This window comes from Streptomyces sp. NPDC001070 (assembly GCF_053598835.1).
Genome location: NZ_JBSFLB010000042.1, coordinates 27,560 through 41,872 on the forward strand (window position 1 = coordinate 27,560; position 14,313 = coordinate 41,872).

Consider the following 14,313-nt stretch of genomic DNA (forward strand, 5'->3'; position numbering starts at 1 on the left):
CGCCCAGGGGCCGTCCGGACCCGGCCGGTGCACCGATCGGCCCACGCATGGGACACATCTGCCACGGCAGGCACGGGCGGAACGTGCAGGCATATCGCGAACGGCTGGAGAACCAGCTTGGCGCACTCGGCCTGGACCTCAGAACGCCTCCGTGCCGGCACGACCCGCTACCTGGATGCCACCGTCACGCGACTGCGGGCCGCCGAGCGCAGCAAAGACTGGCACCCGATGTCGCCTCACGATCCGGGTGCCGGGCACTGCTGAGAGAGATCCGGCGTTCCGGGGAGAGGATCGGGAGCCGCAATCGGTCTCGTCCCTGCTCGAGGTGGGCCGGGATGCGAGAGTTCCAGCGGGGTGCGGGGCGGCGGCACATCCTGCCCCACGTGGCCGAGGAGAGATCTGCGCTCCGTGGATGACCGACGAACTGGCCATGCACGCTACCGGTTCAGCCCCGGCACCCTGCATCCGATGCTCCACCGGCTGGAAGCGGACGGGCTGCCGGCGGGTGGTCGACGGCCGCACCGGGCGCGTCCACAAGGCTACCGAGGCCAAAGGAGCCGGCCCGCGAGGGCCTCGGCGACCGAGCCCCCCTGATCAGCCAAGAACGAGGCGGCCGGCCACCCCGACGGCAGGGACCGGGCGGCGGAGGCGGATCCGACCGCGGCCGCGGACACCGCCGCCGACCACGGGCCCGGCAGGTGCCCACAGCCTGCCTCAAGGGCGTCGGCAGCTGGTCAGCGGGGGTTCCCCCGCATGCCGGCGGCGTAGTCGGCCTCGTCAAGCCGGTCAACAAGGATCGCCGCCACATCGTCCGCCAGGCGGCCCCCGGTGTGGCGGAGCAGCTGCCTGTGCAGTCGTTCCAGAAACTCCACCGGGGCGCTGGCCTGCAGCGCCTCCACAGCCTCCGGCAGGGCGAAGAAGTCGTTGTCGCGGTTGCGGGCTTCGGTGACTCCGTCGGTATACAGCAGCAGACGGTCGCCGGGAAGGAACGGATAGCTCTCGGGTTTGGGAGAGGGACCGGTGCAGAGGGCTTCCAGGCCGAAGGGCGGCAGGGGGCAGGAAGACGACAGGGCCTGCGCCCTGCCCTGGTGCAGCAGCAACGCAGGCGGATGGCCACGATTGATCAGCTGCACCACGAAATCGCCCGGGGCGTCCGGCACTTGGGCCAACAGGGCGGTGGTGAATCCCTCCAGCACGGCTTCCTGCTCGAACGCCCCCGGCACGGCGGCCTCCCGCAGCAGCGCGGCCGCGCAGTGGTTCATGACCTCCACCAGGTCGTCCTCGTAGTGGACGGCCTCCCGGAAGGCACCCAACACCACCGCGACCGCCCGCATGGCGTTCAGCCCCTTGCCGCGCACGTCTCCCACGATGAATCGGACGCCGTACCGTGTCAGCACCGCCTCGTACAGATCCCCGCCCACCTGCGCCCCCGTCCCCGCCGCGAGGCACAAACTGGCCGCTCGCACCGGACCCAACCGCGCGGGAACAGGCCGCAGGATGACCTCCTGTGCCGCCACGGCGATCCGGCGAACCTGATCGAGCTCACTCTGCCGACGCGCGCGCACCGCCTTGCTCAGCATCACACTGGCCACCGACACCACCAGCAGACCCAGGAAGTTGCCGAAAACCTGCTGGGTACCCCACGCATGGTTGTAGGTGGCAGTGGTCACGTCGACGGCCAGAGCGACCGCCGCCGCCGACAGCGTGCCTTTCGGGCCCATGGTCAGCGCCGCCAGCGCCGGCACCGCGGTGAGGACAGGGCCGGTCACCAGAAAGTGGGCGGGTGAGAGCTCGACTGCCAGCACGCCCACCGCTATCACGAAGGGCACAGCCTGCGCGAGTGTCAGGAGGGCCCTGCTATGGCTGCCCGCTCCCGGCCCGGGAGACGAGCGGGACAGCGACCGCATGCACTCAGCGTGCCCCAGTGCGGCGCCCACCGCACCGTCGGGTGTCCGGCGGGCTGAATCGCGGATCCATGTGACGCCAGAATCATTGCCCGGCCCTCTGATGCCACCCTCGGCACGCGGAATTCACCGCCGCCGGAGGTGGCAATCATCCGCGCCCGTACGCGACCCAGAGTCACGGCGGCTCCACCGCGAGTGCGATGCCCCCCTGGGGTCCGCTCACGACGAACCCCCGGGGGTCCGGTCACGGGACGAACCCCCGGGGGTTTCCCGGGGGCGAGGCGCGCCGGACCTCGGGAATGGTGGGAACCGATCGGTTTTCATTCGACAGAGCGCAAGGAAACAGATCGGTTTCCAGCGGAGCCGGACTTGAACGCCAGGGTCCTGGCACGTCCGGAATGGGCAGCAAAGGAGCAGAGCATGTCGCACACGCACGTCACCGCACCCACGCAGTACGTGGAGGCGGCAGGAGTACGCCACGCATACCGCCGGTTCGGCAAGCCGGGTGGCACCCCACTGGTGTTCCTGGTGCACTTCCGCGGCGGGATGGACAACTGGGACCCGGCGGTCACCGACGGGCTGGCCGCGAACCGGGAAGTGATCCTGTTCGACTACGCCGGGGTGGCCGGGTCCAGCGGCGAGGTGCCCGAGACGTTCGAGGGCTTCGGTGACGACAGCGCGGCCGTCATCCGGGCGCTGGGCATTGCGCAGGCCGACGTTCTCGGTTTCTCCATCGGCGGTTACGTCGCACAGGAGGTGGCGCTGCGCCACCCCGAGCTCGTGCGCCGGCTCGTGCTCGTCGGCACGGCGCCGCGTGGCGGCGAGGCCGAAGGCCGGGATCCGAAGGCGTTGGAGGTGGCCGGGAATCCGGTGCCGACCATGGAGGACTTCCTGTTCCTGTTCTTCGAGCCGTCCGAAGCCAGCCAGCAAGCCGGCAAGGACTTCTGGGCGCGGCGCCACCGGCGCATCGTCGACGTCGACCCGCTCAGCGGGCCGGAAGTAACCAAGGCCCAGGTCGCGGCCATCATGGCATGGCGCGAGCCGGTTGGTGAGCGGTTCAGCCAGCTGGCGTCCATCCAGCAGCCCACCCTGATCGTCAACGGCAGCCACGACATCATGGTGCCGACGATCAACTCCTACATTCTGCAGCAGCACATTCCAGGTGCGCAGCTGATCATCTACCCCGACTCCGGGCACGGCGCGCTGTTCCAGTACCCCGAGCTGTTCGTCAACCACGTGTCCCGGTTCCTGGACAGCGAACGCCCCTTCAGCTGACCGGCACGGCGGCGAGCCGCAGCCGAACGCCAAGGCACTGGTCTCCCGGCAACCGCCAGGGGGCAAGGGCGGAGCCGGACATGGACGACAGGGTCCAGGCATGACAAGTACGGGAAACAAAGGAGCAGAGCATGTCGCACACGCACCTCACCGCACCCACGCAGTACGTGGAGGCGGCGGGAGTACGCCACGCATACCGCCGGTTCGGCAAGCCGGGTGGCACCCCACTGGTGTTCCTGGTGCACTTCCGCGGCGGGATGGACAACTGGGACCCGGCGGTCACCGACGGGCTGGCCGCGAACCGGGAAGTGATCCTGTTCGACTACGCCGGGGTGGCCGGGTCCAGCGGCCAGGTGCCCGAGACGTTCGAGGGCTTCGGTGACGACAGCGCGGCCGTCATCCGGGCGCTGGGCATTGCGCAGGCCGACGTTCTCGGTTTCTCCATCGGCGGCTACATCGCCCAGACTCTGACGCTGCGCCACCCCGAGCTCGTGCGCCGGCTCGTGCTCGTCGGCACGGGACCGCGGGCAGGAGACTTCGAGGGACAGGACCCAAAGATATACGAGGTGGCCGGGCATGATCCGGAGATCACCGAGGATGGGTACATGTTCCTGTTCTTCGAGCCGTCCGAAGCCAGCCAGCAGGCCGGCAAGGACTTCTGGGCGCGGCGCCACCAGCGCACCGTCGACGTCGACCCGCCGAGCTCGATGCAGGTCGCCAAGGCCCAGGCCGGGGCGATGGGCAAATGGCGCGAGCCGGTTGGTGAGCGGTGGAGCGAGCTGAAGACCATCCAGCAGCCCACCCTGATCGTCAACGGCAGCCACGACATCATGGTGCCGACGATCAACTCCTACATTCTGCAGCAGCACATTCCGGGTGCGCAGCTGATCATCTACCCCGACTCCGGGCACGGCGCGCTGTTCCAGTACCCCGAGCTGTTCGTCAACCACGTGTCCCGGTTCCTGGACAGCGAACGCCCCTTCAGCTGACCGGCACGGCGGCGAGCCGCAGCCGAACGCCAAGGCACTGGTCTCCCGGCAACCGCATACTGGTCCGCGCACGATCGCGCCGATGGAGTGGGCTGCGACCTCTGAAGGCGTTCCTGAACGCGGTGGACACGACGAGCGGCACTCACAGCGTCGCGATGTCGGCATCGGCACTCCCGGCAGCACGGGAGGCCGCCGCGCCCACCCCGTGAGTCATCACAGGGCGTCACCACCGGCTGGGCCAGAGCCGTTGACCGTACAGACCCTCACGTCGGAAACGCCGTGCCGACAGCCGACAGAGAGGATCGAAGATCCACTTGATTCCCGCCAGAGCCGAAGGTGGCATGATCCGGTCATGAGCCTCACCGCGCGACAGCTCGCCCTGGCCATGTTGGACCGTCAGCTCTTGCTCGAACGCCAGCGCCTCGATGTGGCGGAGGCGGTTCGCCGGGTCTGCGCTCTGCAGGCGCAGGCACCAGCGTCGCCGTACCTGGCGCTATGGAACCGCGTGCAGGACTTCGTGCCCGAGGATCTCGACGCAGCATTCGCGCACGGCCGGATCGTGAAGGCGACCCTCATGCGGATCACGTTGCACGTCGTCCATGCCGAGGACTACGAGCCCTACCGCGCTGCCATGCTGAGCACTCTGCGGGCGTCACGGCTGTACGACCGCCGTTTCACCGCAACAGGGCTGACCCCCACCGACGCCGACGCGCTGCTCCCAGAGCTCGCCGGGTTCCTGAAGCGGCCCCGCACCGGCGCCCAGGTGGAAGCCGAGGTCACAGGGAAGCACGGCGAGCACGCACACCGCGTGTGGTGGGCGCTGCGTACGTTCGCGCCAGTGCATCATGCACCGACCGGCGGCCCGTGGTCGTTCACACAGCCGAACACCTACCGCGCCTCCCCGGCGGCCCCTGCGGCCGCCCCGCAGGAAGCCGACGCTGGGGTCCAGCGCCTGCTGCTCGCCTACCTGCGCGCGTTCGGGCCCGCGTCTACCCAGGACTTCGCCCGGTTCACCCTGCTGACCCGCACCGCGATAACCAAAGCGCTGCATGAACTCGGCGACCAGGTAGTACGGGTGCCAGGCCCCAGCCGCGCTGCCCTGTTCGACCTGGCCGACGCTTCCGTGCCCGCCGATGACGCCCCGGCGCCGCCGAGGTTGCTGCCGATGTGGGACAGCACGCTGCTGGCTCACGCCGTCCCCGGGCGGGTCATGCCCCCGGAGTACCGGCCCCTGGTCGTCCGGCGTAACGGCGACGTGCTGCCCTGCCTGCTCGTCGACGGGCAGGTCGTCGGAGTATGGCGCGCAGCCGAGGGCGGAGTGGAACTGACCGCCTTCCGCAGGCTCGGCAAGGTTGCGTGGCAAGGTCTGACCGAGGAGGCGGAAAGACTGTCAGCGCTGCTCGCTGACCGCGATCCGGCTGTCTATCGACGGTACGGACACTGGTGGGACAAGGGACTTCCCGACGTCGAGAGGACCATCGTCAAGGGCTGACCGCGCCCGGCGAGCACGGCCTGTTCAGTGGATTGCGCTACCGTGCCCCGACTCGCCCCGGACACCACATCCACCGCCTGCTTCCCAGGCGAGGACTGCGGAGGCGATCGGTGGGCGAGACGCGAAACGCGACCACCGCCATGGATGCACCGGGCCGCAGCAGGACCGTCAACCTGGTGCTGCAGGTACTGCCGAGAAGACTCGCATCGGCCGTACCCGGCGGTTCTACTCCCCGGTGGCCCCCCTCCCCGGATCCTCGGCCTCCGGTAGTGCCCGGATGGCACGGCCGCTCACCTGGCGCGGGGCAATGCGGATCCACAGCTCGCGCCTGCCCCCGGCCCAGGGATCGGCCCCCGGACGCCGGCTGAGGGTCTCCACAGCGGCGGGGTCGGTGATGTGCTCGGCGGGACCCGTCACCAGTACGCTCCAGCCGACACCCCCCGCCTCGTCGACATAATCGGTCTCGAAGGCCACCTCGGTTCCGGCGGCGACTGCCGCCGCGCCGGCCGGATCCGTTCGGTAGACGACCGTCCGCCCATCCACCAGGAAATTGACGGGCACCAGGACGGGAGCCTCGTTGCCCGTACCGGCCGCGCGGGCCAGCCGGCCGATCCCGTGCGTACCCATCCGGTCCCAGCACTCCCGCTCGGACAGCCGCTGAAGGACGGGGCGGGCCGCCGGGCCGCCCCGCCCCGGCGGTGCCTCGCGGGAGCCCGTCAGCAGTTCCTCGTACGACACCTCGAGAACGACGGCGAGACGCATGAGCGCGCCGGGGTCGAAGCCTGCACCCAGCTGCTCGACCTGGCCCAGATACGCCGTCGACATCCCGGCTCTGGTGGCCAACTCCTCCCGGGACATGCCCAACTGCTCCCGCCGCAGCGCGACGCGGCCGGCCAGGCTGTCACCGTCGAAGGAGTCTCCGGCCGCCGGATCGGACCGGTCCGGGTCACCCTGCACAGCCGCCCACCTCCTTCGTCCGATCTCCCTTCAGCGCAACAGACCGGTCGGCAACCCGCCAGTCCAGAAGCGGCGGACACGGCCAACCGAGGAGACAGAGCCCGCAGGCCGCACGCCCCGTGCCGGACTTTCCGTACGCCGAGCAGGATCGAGCCGCTCGTCGCCACAAGCCGGTGATGGGAGCTGTCCCCGAAGGCCGCGGGAGGCCGCCCCGGCACCGCGTGGCCGCCCCGCGTCCGCGGAGCGGGTGCGGCATTGTGGCCCTTGTGCTCATATGACGGTCATACGGGGCGGAAAGGCACACGCTCCGTGACAGCAGTGACCCTGTGTGTCCACCCGGGTCCACATGGAGTTCGCCGTGCCCAAGCCTGAGGAGACCGGGCCGGCCGCCGGACAGGCACCGCGGGGCCGCTGGCCCGGATGGGCACGATGGGCGGGGGCAGCGGTCCTCGTGACCGGAGTGGTGTTCCTGGCAGGCTCCCATCGGCGCGAACTGGCTCAGGCGTACGGCCTGATCGCCGGAGTTCGCGGGCCTGAACTGACGGTCGCCGTGGCCTGCGAGGCCGTCTCGCTGCTGTGCTCCGCTGCGGTGCCGCGCCGGCTGCTGGCCGCCGGCGGGGTGTGCTGGAGCCTGCGCCGCGTGCTCGGGATCACCGTGGCGGGCAATGCCGTGGCCGGTGCCCTGCCCGGCGGGGCGGCCTTCGCCACGGCGTGGTCGTATCGCCAGTTCAGCCGCCGGGGTGTGTCACCGGCCCTGGCCGCGACCGTGCTGGTCGCCGCCGGGGCGCTGTCGGCCCTCGGACTGGCCGCCTTGGCCGCCGGCGGGATGTTCGGCCTCGGCGCGATCGGGACCCCGGCGTTCCTGCGGCCTGTCGCAGGCGTCCTGATGGTCACGGCGGCCGCTGCGACGGCCGTCCTGGGCCTGTCCCGGTCGGCTCGCTTCCGCGGCGCGGTGAGGCGGGCGTGGGCGTCTGCCGGCCGTCGCTCGCCTCGGGTGCGCCGCGGTCAGGAGGCACTGGCTGCGGTGGCGGTACAGACCCGCACCCTTCAGCCCGGCGTGCGCCCGTGGCTGTGGCCGGCCTGCCTGGCCCTGCTGAACTGGGTCCTGGATGCCGCGTGCCTGGTCTGCTGCATGTGGGCGCTGGGTATTCCGGTGCCCTGGCGCGGGCTGCTGCTCGCCTACGCCCTCACCCAGCTCCCCGGGAGCCTGCGGCTCACCCCGGGCAGCCTGGGGGTGGTCGAGGCGGGTCTGTCCGCACTCCTGGTCGCCTGCGGACTCGAACCGGCGCAGGCGATCGCGGCGACGCTGCTGTACCGGGCTGTCAGCTACTGGGCGCTCCAGCCGATCGGCTGGAGCGCCTGGATCGCGGTGACCGCCCGGCCCGGCTGACACGTCGCCGGACGATGTACGGGCGGACCCCACGGACGCCGAGCGCGTCCAGCACGGCCGCCTACCCGGGAACCCGCACGCCGCCTCACCTACGTGGTGGCCAGTATGTCGTGCTCGATCCGGCGGCGGACACGCTGGGTGAGCTCTTCCAGGGCGGCCGAGCGGGTGACCTGCGGCGGAATGGGGCCGCGGATCCTTCGGGCGTTGTGCGGCAGGGCCGCGAGGTCGGCCGCGAACCGCGCGTGCGCCCAGGCCAGGGGTTCCGGCTTCGAAGTCCGCCGGCCGTGCGACATGACGGTGACCAGCAGCGGCTCTGCGCCCGGGGGGACATCCTCGTCCTTCAGCGCGACGACGTCGGCGCCATAGGAACGCCGGAGGACCTGCTTGGGCCCGGGAGCGGTCACCTTGGCCGTGGACAGTTTCATCACGGGACGACCGTCGTAGGCGACCAGCTTGTAAGCCGAGTCCAGGTACGGAGCGTCGGCCGACACTCCCACGCGCGTGCCGACGGCGTAGGTGTCGATCGGTGCGCCGGCGCGTATCAGTTCCTCTATGCGGTACTCGTCGAGGCCGCCGCTCGCGACGATACGTACGTCGGGGAGGCCGGCTTCGTCGAGAACGCGGCGGGTGATCACGGCGAGGGCTGCGAGGTCGCCGCTGTCCAGCCGTATTGCGCAGCCCTGGGGCGGGCCCAGCTCCCTGAGCACGCGTGCGGCGGTGGACGTACCCGCCACGGTGTCGTAGGTGTCGACGAGGAAGGTCACCGGCCCGGGGTGGGTTGCCGCGAAGGCACGGAAGGCCGTCTCCTCGTCGTGGAAGGCCTCGACATACGAGTGGGCCATCGTGCCGGTGGCGGTCAGACCGTAGGCGGTGGCGGCGGCCACGTTGCTCGTCGCGGCGAAACCGACCATCGCGCCCAGCCGGGCCGCTTTCATACCCGCCTCGATGCCGTGGGTGCGGCGCAGGGAGAAGTCCACGACCGGGTGTCCGCCGGCTGCGAGTACGCAGCGGGCCGCTTTCGAGGCGATCGCGGTCTGGTGGCTGATCTGGTTGAGGACAAAGCTCTCGACCAGTTGGGCCTGGGGCAGGGGCGCGGTCACCTCCAGCAGGGGTTCGCCGCCCAGGACGATCCTGCCCTCCGGCACGGCCCGGACCTCGCCGTCGAACCGCATGCCCTGCAGGGGAGCGAGGTCGGCCCGCGGCCGGTGCAGCAGGTCTGCGTAAGCCGCGACGTCCTCCGGACGCACGCGGAAGCCGGACAGGTAGTCGAGCACCGAGTCCAGACCGGCGGCGACGAGGAAACCCCGCTCGCGGGGGAGGTCCCGGACGAACAGGCTGAAGGTCGCGGGCGCGGTCATGCCCTCGTGGACGTAGGACAGGGCCATCGTGACCTCGTAGAGATCCGTGGTGAGCGCTCGGGACATCGCTGCCGCCTCCTCGGGGATCCGGGACGCCCGCCCCGCCGGCCTCGTGCCCGTCCGCCGGGCGGACGAGGCACCTGCACGGGATCCGGCGCGCTTCTCCCAGTGCATCGCTTACCGCTGGACGACGGCAGTGCCGAGCGGTCCGGCTCGTGGGCCGGACGGCCCATCCGCTCCGTGCCCGCCGTGGGTGACTCTTCGGAGGTGCGTCCCCCGCTCGCGTAGCACCATGGTGGTAGGCATGTGTGTGACCGTCGTGGCACCTCCCGTCCGGGCTTGGCGCCGGCGGTGACGAGGAATCCGGCGGCGGTTCCGCCTCCGACGGGGAAGGCCGGCGTACAGGAACCACGATCATGGACAGCGAAGTACTCGACCGCAGCGACTGGAAGATGGTGCTCGATGGCATCACCGCCCGTCATGACGGGGACCTGGTGACCATCGAGGTGCTGGAACCGTCGCTCGGACCGCAGCACGAAGCCGAGCGACTGCCCTTCTCCTATCTCGACTACGACCCCAGGGACGACGCGGTGATCGCCGCGGTCGGCGGCCGGCCGCCGCGGTACCCGGTCGTCCTCCGCCACATGATCATGCACCCCCGGGAGATCGACATCGTCACGACGGACGTGCCCGAGGCGGCTGTGCGGATCGTCGCGCAGGACGGCACTCCCACATTCATCACTTTCCACCCGGCTCAGCCGCGGGGAGCCTGACAGCCGGTACGACATGTCACATCCGACGCAGGACGGGAGATGGCGATGCACGCCCACCTAGGCGACCAGCTCGTCGTGGAGAGCCCGAGCACCGGGGCCACCCGGCGCGAGGGAGAGATCGTCGGACTCCACCACGAAGACGGAACGCCGCCGTACGACGTCCGCTGGTCGGACACGGACCGGACGTCTCTCGTCTTCCCGGGACCCGACGCACACGTCCGCCATCTGGAAGGGCCCCCGTCGGACAGGACGTGACCCGAGCGCGCGGGCCGCTCGGCCCATGGTGGCGGAGCCGTTCGGCCGGTGCCTTTCCGCTCCGATTCGGCAAGTCTCGTGACTGGGCCATGGAGGGAGTGTTCTGTGGCATGGGAGACGATCCGCAAGGACCCGCACCCGCGCGTGAGGCCCAACCTGGTCGACTACGAGCAGGCCTGCCGCGGTTTCTCGTGGGCGCGGGCGCGCGCCGCCCTCACGGGCCTTCCGGACGGCCGCGGCCTGAACATCGCCCACGAGGCCGTGGACAGGCACGCGGAAGGAAGCTCCGGTGGGCGGATCGCGCTGCGCTGCGTGGCGCGTGACGGCACCACGAGATCCGTCTCCTACGCGGACCTCGCCCGCTCGTCCTCGCGGTTCGCCCACGTCCTGCAGGCCCTCGGCACAGGACGCGGCGACCGCGTCTTCACCCTGCTCGGCCGCTGCCCAGAGCTCTACGTCACCGTACTGGGCACCCTGAAGAACACCAGTGTGCTGTGCCCGCTCTTCTCCGCCTTCGGCCCGGACCCGGTGGCACAGCGGCTGCGGCTCGGCGACGCGCGTGTCCTGGTCACCACGGAGTCGCTCTACCGCCGCAAGGTCGCTGACCGGCGCCACGAACTGCCCGGTCTGGAACACGTGCTGCTGACCGGTCCGCGCCCGGCGCAGCCGCTGCCCGGCACCGTCTCGTTCGACGATCTCATGGCTGCCGCCCACGACGACTTCACCATTCCTCCCACGGATCCGCAGGACATGGCCCTGCTCCACTTCACGAGCGGCACCACGGGGACGCCCAAGGGAGCCGTTCATGTGCACGAGGCCGTCGTCGCCCACCATGCCTCGGCGCGCTACGCCCTTGACCTCCACCCTGGTGACGTGTACTGGTGCACGGCCGACCCCGGCTGGGTCACCGGCATGTCGTACGGCATCATCGCCCCCCTCGTCCACGGCGTGACCGTAGTGGTCGACGAGGGCGACTACGACGCACGGCGCTGGTACCGGATCCTCGCCGAGGAGAAAGTGGCGGTCTGGTACACCGCCCCCACGGCCGTGCGGATGCTGATGCGGTGCACGTCGCCGCACGTCGCCGATGAGGTGGCCGGTGCGTACGACCTGTCCGCGTTGCGCTTCATCGCCTCGGTCGGGGAACCCCTCAATCCCGAAGCGGTGCTGTGGGGCCAGGAGGCACTCGGCCTGCCGATCCACGACAACTGGTGGCAGACCGAGACCGGAGCCATCATGATCGCCAACTTCGCGGGCACCGAGATCCGGCCCGGTTCCATGGGACGCCCCCTGCCGGGCATCGAGGCGGCGGTCCTGGAGCGCGGCGAGGACGGCCGGGCCAGGGTGACCGACGGCCGCGTCACCGTCGTACGCGAACCGGGGACGGAGGGCGAACTCGCTCTACGGCCCGGCTGGCCGTCGATGTTCCGGGGCTACCTGCACGACACAGCACGCTATGACGCCGCCTTCGCCGACGGTTGGTACCTGACCGGGGACGTGGCGCGGCAGGACGCCGACGGGTGGTACTGGTTCGTCGGACGCGCCGACGACGTGATCAAGTCGGCCGGGCATCTCATCGGGCCGTTCGAGGTGGAGAGCGCGCTCATGGAGCACCCGGCGGTCGCTGAGGCCGGCGTCATCGGCCGACCCGACGTGGTGGCCGGGGCCGTCGTGAAGGCCTTCGTCTCCCTCAGGCCCGGCCACCGACCGGACGAGGCTCTGCGGCAGGAACTCCTGGCCTTCTCCCGGCGTCGGCTCGGCCCGGCCGTGGCCCCCCGCGAGATCGCGTTCGACCAGGACCTGCCCAAGACCCGCAGCGGCAAGGTCATGCGCCGCCTGCTGCGGGCCCGCGAGCTCGGACTGCCCGAGGGGGACACCTCGACACTGGAGGTATCACCGTGACCGCCGCACGCGCCCCGCGGACACGCCCCCGCAAGTCCGCGCCCCAGAGCACGCACGACCGTGACACGCTGACCGCGATGCTGCGTATCCGCCGCTTCGAGGAGCGCTGTGTGGAGCTGTACAGCGCGGCGAAGATCCGGGGCTTCGTCCACCTGTACATCGGGGAGGAAGCCGTGGCTGTCGGCGTCTGCGCCGCCCTGGCGCCGGAGGACGCCGTGGTGTCCACCTACCGCGAGCACGGGCACGCCCTGGCGCGCGGGATCTCCTCGGAATCGGTCATGGCGGAGATGTACGGCAAGGTGACCGGTTGCAGTCGCGGGCACGGCGGATCCATGCACCTGTTCGACGCGGCCCACCGGTTCTACGGGGGCAACGCGATCGTCGGGGGCGGCCTGCCGCTGGCCGCAGGCCTCGCGCTCGCCGACCGCATGAACGACCGGCCCCGCGTGACGTGCTGCTTCTTCGGTGACGGGGCCATGGCCGAGGGCGAGTTCCACGAGACCGCCAACCTCGCCGCGCTGTGGGATCTGCCCCTGCTGCTGGTATGCGAGAACAACCAGTACGCCATGGGCACAGCGCTCCCCAGGGAACACGCCCAGACGGACCTGGCGATGCGCGCGGCCTCCTACGGCATGCCCGCCTGGGCCGTGGACGGCATGGACGTCCACGCCGTCACGAGCGCGGCCCGCCGGGCGGTCGAGGGCATCCGGGCGGGGAGCGGCCCCCATTTCCTCGAGCTGCGCACCTACCGCTTCCGCGCCCACTCGATGTACGACCCCGACCGCTACCGCGAAAAGACCGAGATCGAGCGGTGGAAGGAGCGCGATCCGATCGACCTCCTCCTGGCACGGATGCGCGCCGCGGGGGAACCCGTCGACAAGGAACTCCCCGGGATCGAGCAGCGGATCGGCGAGGAGATCGAAGCCGCCGTCGACGCCGCCGAGCGGGCTCCGGCCGAACCGGTCGAGGAACTCCTGCGCTATGTGACGAGTCCGCCCCGACAGGCGGAGGGGGCGAGCCTGCCGTGAGCGACTCCGGGAACGGAACGAAGACCACCTACCGCGAGGCTCTGCGCGAAGCACTGCGTGAGGCCCTGCGCGAGGACGACCGCGTCTTCCTGATGGGTGAGGACGTGGGCCGGTACGGAGGTTGCTTCGGCGTGAGTCTCGGTCTGCTGGAGGAGTTCGGTCCGGAGCGGGTTCGCGACACCCCCCTGTCGGAGTCCGCCTTCGTAGGAGCGGGCATCGGCGCCGCCCTGGCCGGTATGCGGCCGATCGTGGAGATCATGACGGTCAACTTCAGCCTGCTCGCCCTGGACCAGATCCTCAACACCGCCGCCACCATGCTGCACATGTCCGGCGGGCAGTTCTCCGTCCCGCTGGTCATCCGCATGACCACCGGCGCCGGACGCCAACTGGCCGCCCAGCACTCGCACAGCCTCGAAGGCTGGTACGCCCACATCCCCGGCATCCGCGTGCTCGCCCCGGCCACCCTGGAGGACGCGCGCGGCATGCTGGCCCCGGCACTCGCGGACCCCGACCCGGTACTGATCTTCGAGCACGGCTCCCTGTACAACGCCTCCGGCGAGCTCCACCCGGACTACGCCTCGGCAGGACTGGACACCGCCGCCATCCGGCGCTCGGGCGACGACGTGTCCGTCGTCGCCTACGGCGGGTCGCTGCAGAAGGCCCTCGCCGCGGCGGACGAGCTGGCCGGCGAAGGCATCAGCGCCGAAGTCGTGGACCTCCGCACCCTCCGGCCCCTGGACGACACCACCTTCACCGCTTCCGTGACCAGGACGCACCGGGCAGTCGTCGTCGACGAAGGCTGGCGCAGCGGAAGCCTCGCCGCCGAGGTCTCCGCGCGCCTCACCGAACAGGCCTTCTACGAACTCGACGCGCCGGTGGAGCGCGTGTGCAGCGCCGAGGTGCCCATGCCGTACGCCCGGAGACTCGAAGAAGCAGCGCTCCCCCAGGTCGGCGACATCGTGGCCGCGGCACACCGGGTGGTCGGCTGAC

Annotated in this window: 11 protein-coding genes and 1 pseudogene; 9 read left to right on the plus strand and 3 right to left on the minus strand. The window is 70.8% G+C overall.

Features of this window, described 5'->3' with window-relative positions:
- Window positions 1–734 precede the first annotated feature (734 nt).
- Window positions 735–1,829: a PP2C family protein-serine/threonine phosphatase gene (locus ACWDAS_RS36080; protein ID WP_450399339.1), complete on the minus strand. Its 1,095-nt coding sequence runs from the start codon at window positions 1,827–1,829 to the stop codon at window positions 735–737.
- A 444-nt stretch (window positions 1,830–2,273) separates the two neighbouring features.
- Here ACWDAS_RS36080 and ACWDAS_RS36085 point away from each other — a divergent pair, with 444 nt between their 5' ends.
- The 3 genes from ACWDAS_RS36085 (at window position 2,274) to ACWDAS_RS36095 (ending at window position 5,660) form a co-directional block, all read left to right on the plus strand.
- Window positions 2,274–3,179 carry an alpha/beta fold hydrolase gene (locus ACWDAS_RS36085; RefSeq protein WP_450399340.1) on the plus strand — a complete coding sequence of 302 codons (906 nt, stop codon included), beginning with the start codon at window positions 2,274–2,276 and terminating at the stop codon, window positions 3,177–3,179.
- Window positions 3,180–3,310: 131 nt separating this feature from the next.
- Window positions 3,311–4,168 carry an alpha/beta fold hydrolase gene (locus ACWDAS_RS36090; protein ID WP_450399341.1) on the plus strand — a complete coding sequence of 286 codons (858 nt, stop codon included), beginning with the start codon at window positions 3,311–3,313 and terminating at the stop codon, window positions 4,166–4,168.
- Between the two features lie 352 nt (window positions 4,169–4,520).
- Window positions 4,521–5,660: a winged helix DNA-binding domain-containing protein gene (locus ACWDAS_RS36095; RefSeq protein ID WP_450399343.1), complete on the plus strand. Its 1,140-nt coding sequence runs from the start codon at window positions 4,521–4,523 to the stop codon at window positions 5,658–5,660.
- Window positions 5,661–5,885: 225 nt separating this feature from the next.
- Here ACWDAS_RS36095 and ACWDAS_RS36100 read toward each other — a convergent pair whose 3' ends face one another.
- Window positions 5,886–6,617, minus strand: coding sequence for a pyridoxamine 5'-phosphate oxidase family protein (locus ACWDAS_RS36100; protein ID WP_450399345.1), 732 nt, complete (start codon window positions 6,615–6,617; stop codon window positions 5,886–5,888).
- Between the two features lie 358 nt (window positions 6,618–6,975).
- Between ACWDAS_RS36100 and ACWDAS_RS36105 the strand changes: the two genes are divergently transcribed.
- A complete protein-coding gene (locus tag ACWDAS_RS36105) occupies window positions 6,976–8,007 on the plus strand; it encodes a lysylphosphatidylglycerol synthase transmembrane domain-containing protein (RefSeq protein WP_450399347.1) in 1,032 nt (343 codons plus the stop codon).
- A gap of 89 nt (window positions 8,008–8,096) precedes the next feature.
- Here the strand turns inward: ACWDAS_RS36105 and ACWDAS_RS36110 are convergent, their stop codons facing one another.
- Window positions 8,097–9,431 (minus strand): nicotinate phosphoribosyltransferase, encoded by a 1,335-nt coding sequence (locus tag ACWDAS_RS36110; RefSeq protein ID WP_450399349.1) that lies wholly within the window; start codon window positions 9,429–9,431, stop codon window positions 8,097–8,099.
- A 350-nt stretch (window positions 9,432–9,781) separates the two neighbouring features.
- Here ACWDAS_RS36110 and ACWDAS_RS36115 point away from each other — a divergent pair, with 350 nt between their 5' ends.
- From ACWDAS_RS36115 to ACWDAS_RS36135, 5 genes and pseudogenes are all read left to right on the plus strand, one after another.
- Window positions 9,782–10,138: a DUF5335 family protein gene (locus tag ACWDAS_RS36115; protein ID WP_450399350.1), complete on the plus strand. Its 357-nt coding sequence runs from the start codon at window positions 9,782–9,784 to the stop codon at window positions 10,136–10,138.
- A gap of 45 nt (window positions 10,139–10,183) precedes the next feature.
- Window positions 10,184–10,369: pseudogene (locus ACWDAS_RS36120) on the plus strand (DUF1918 domain-containing protein); the annotation flags it as partial.
- 129 nt (window positions 10,370–10,498) lie between these two features.
- On the plus strand, window positions 10,499–12,295 hold the full coding sequence (gene acsA, locus ACWDAS_RS36125) for an acetate--CoA ligase (RefSeq protein ID WP_450399353.1): 1,797 nt from the start codon (window positions 10,499–10,501) through the stop codon (window positions 12,293–12,295).
- Complete coding sequence (gene pdhA, locus ACWDAS_RS36130) at window positions 12,292–13,323, plus strand: pyruvate dehydrogenase (acetyl-transferring) E1 component subunit alpha (RefSeq protein WP_450399354.1); 1,032 nt, start codon at window positions 12,292–12,294, stop codon at window positions 13,321–13,323. The genes acsA and pdhA overlap by 4 nt, the downstream gene beginning before the upstream one ends.
- Window positions 13,320–14,312: an alpha-ketoacid dehydrogenase subunit beta gene (locus ACWDAS_RS36135; protein ID WP_450399357.1), complete on the plus strand. Its 993-nt coding sequence runs from the start codon at window positions 13,320–13,322 to the stop codon at window positions 14,310–14,312. Before pdhA ends, ACWDAS_RS36135 begins: the two co-directional genes overlap by 4 nt.
- Window position 14,313: the final 1 nt, after the last annotated feature.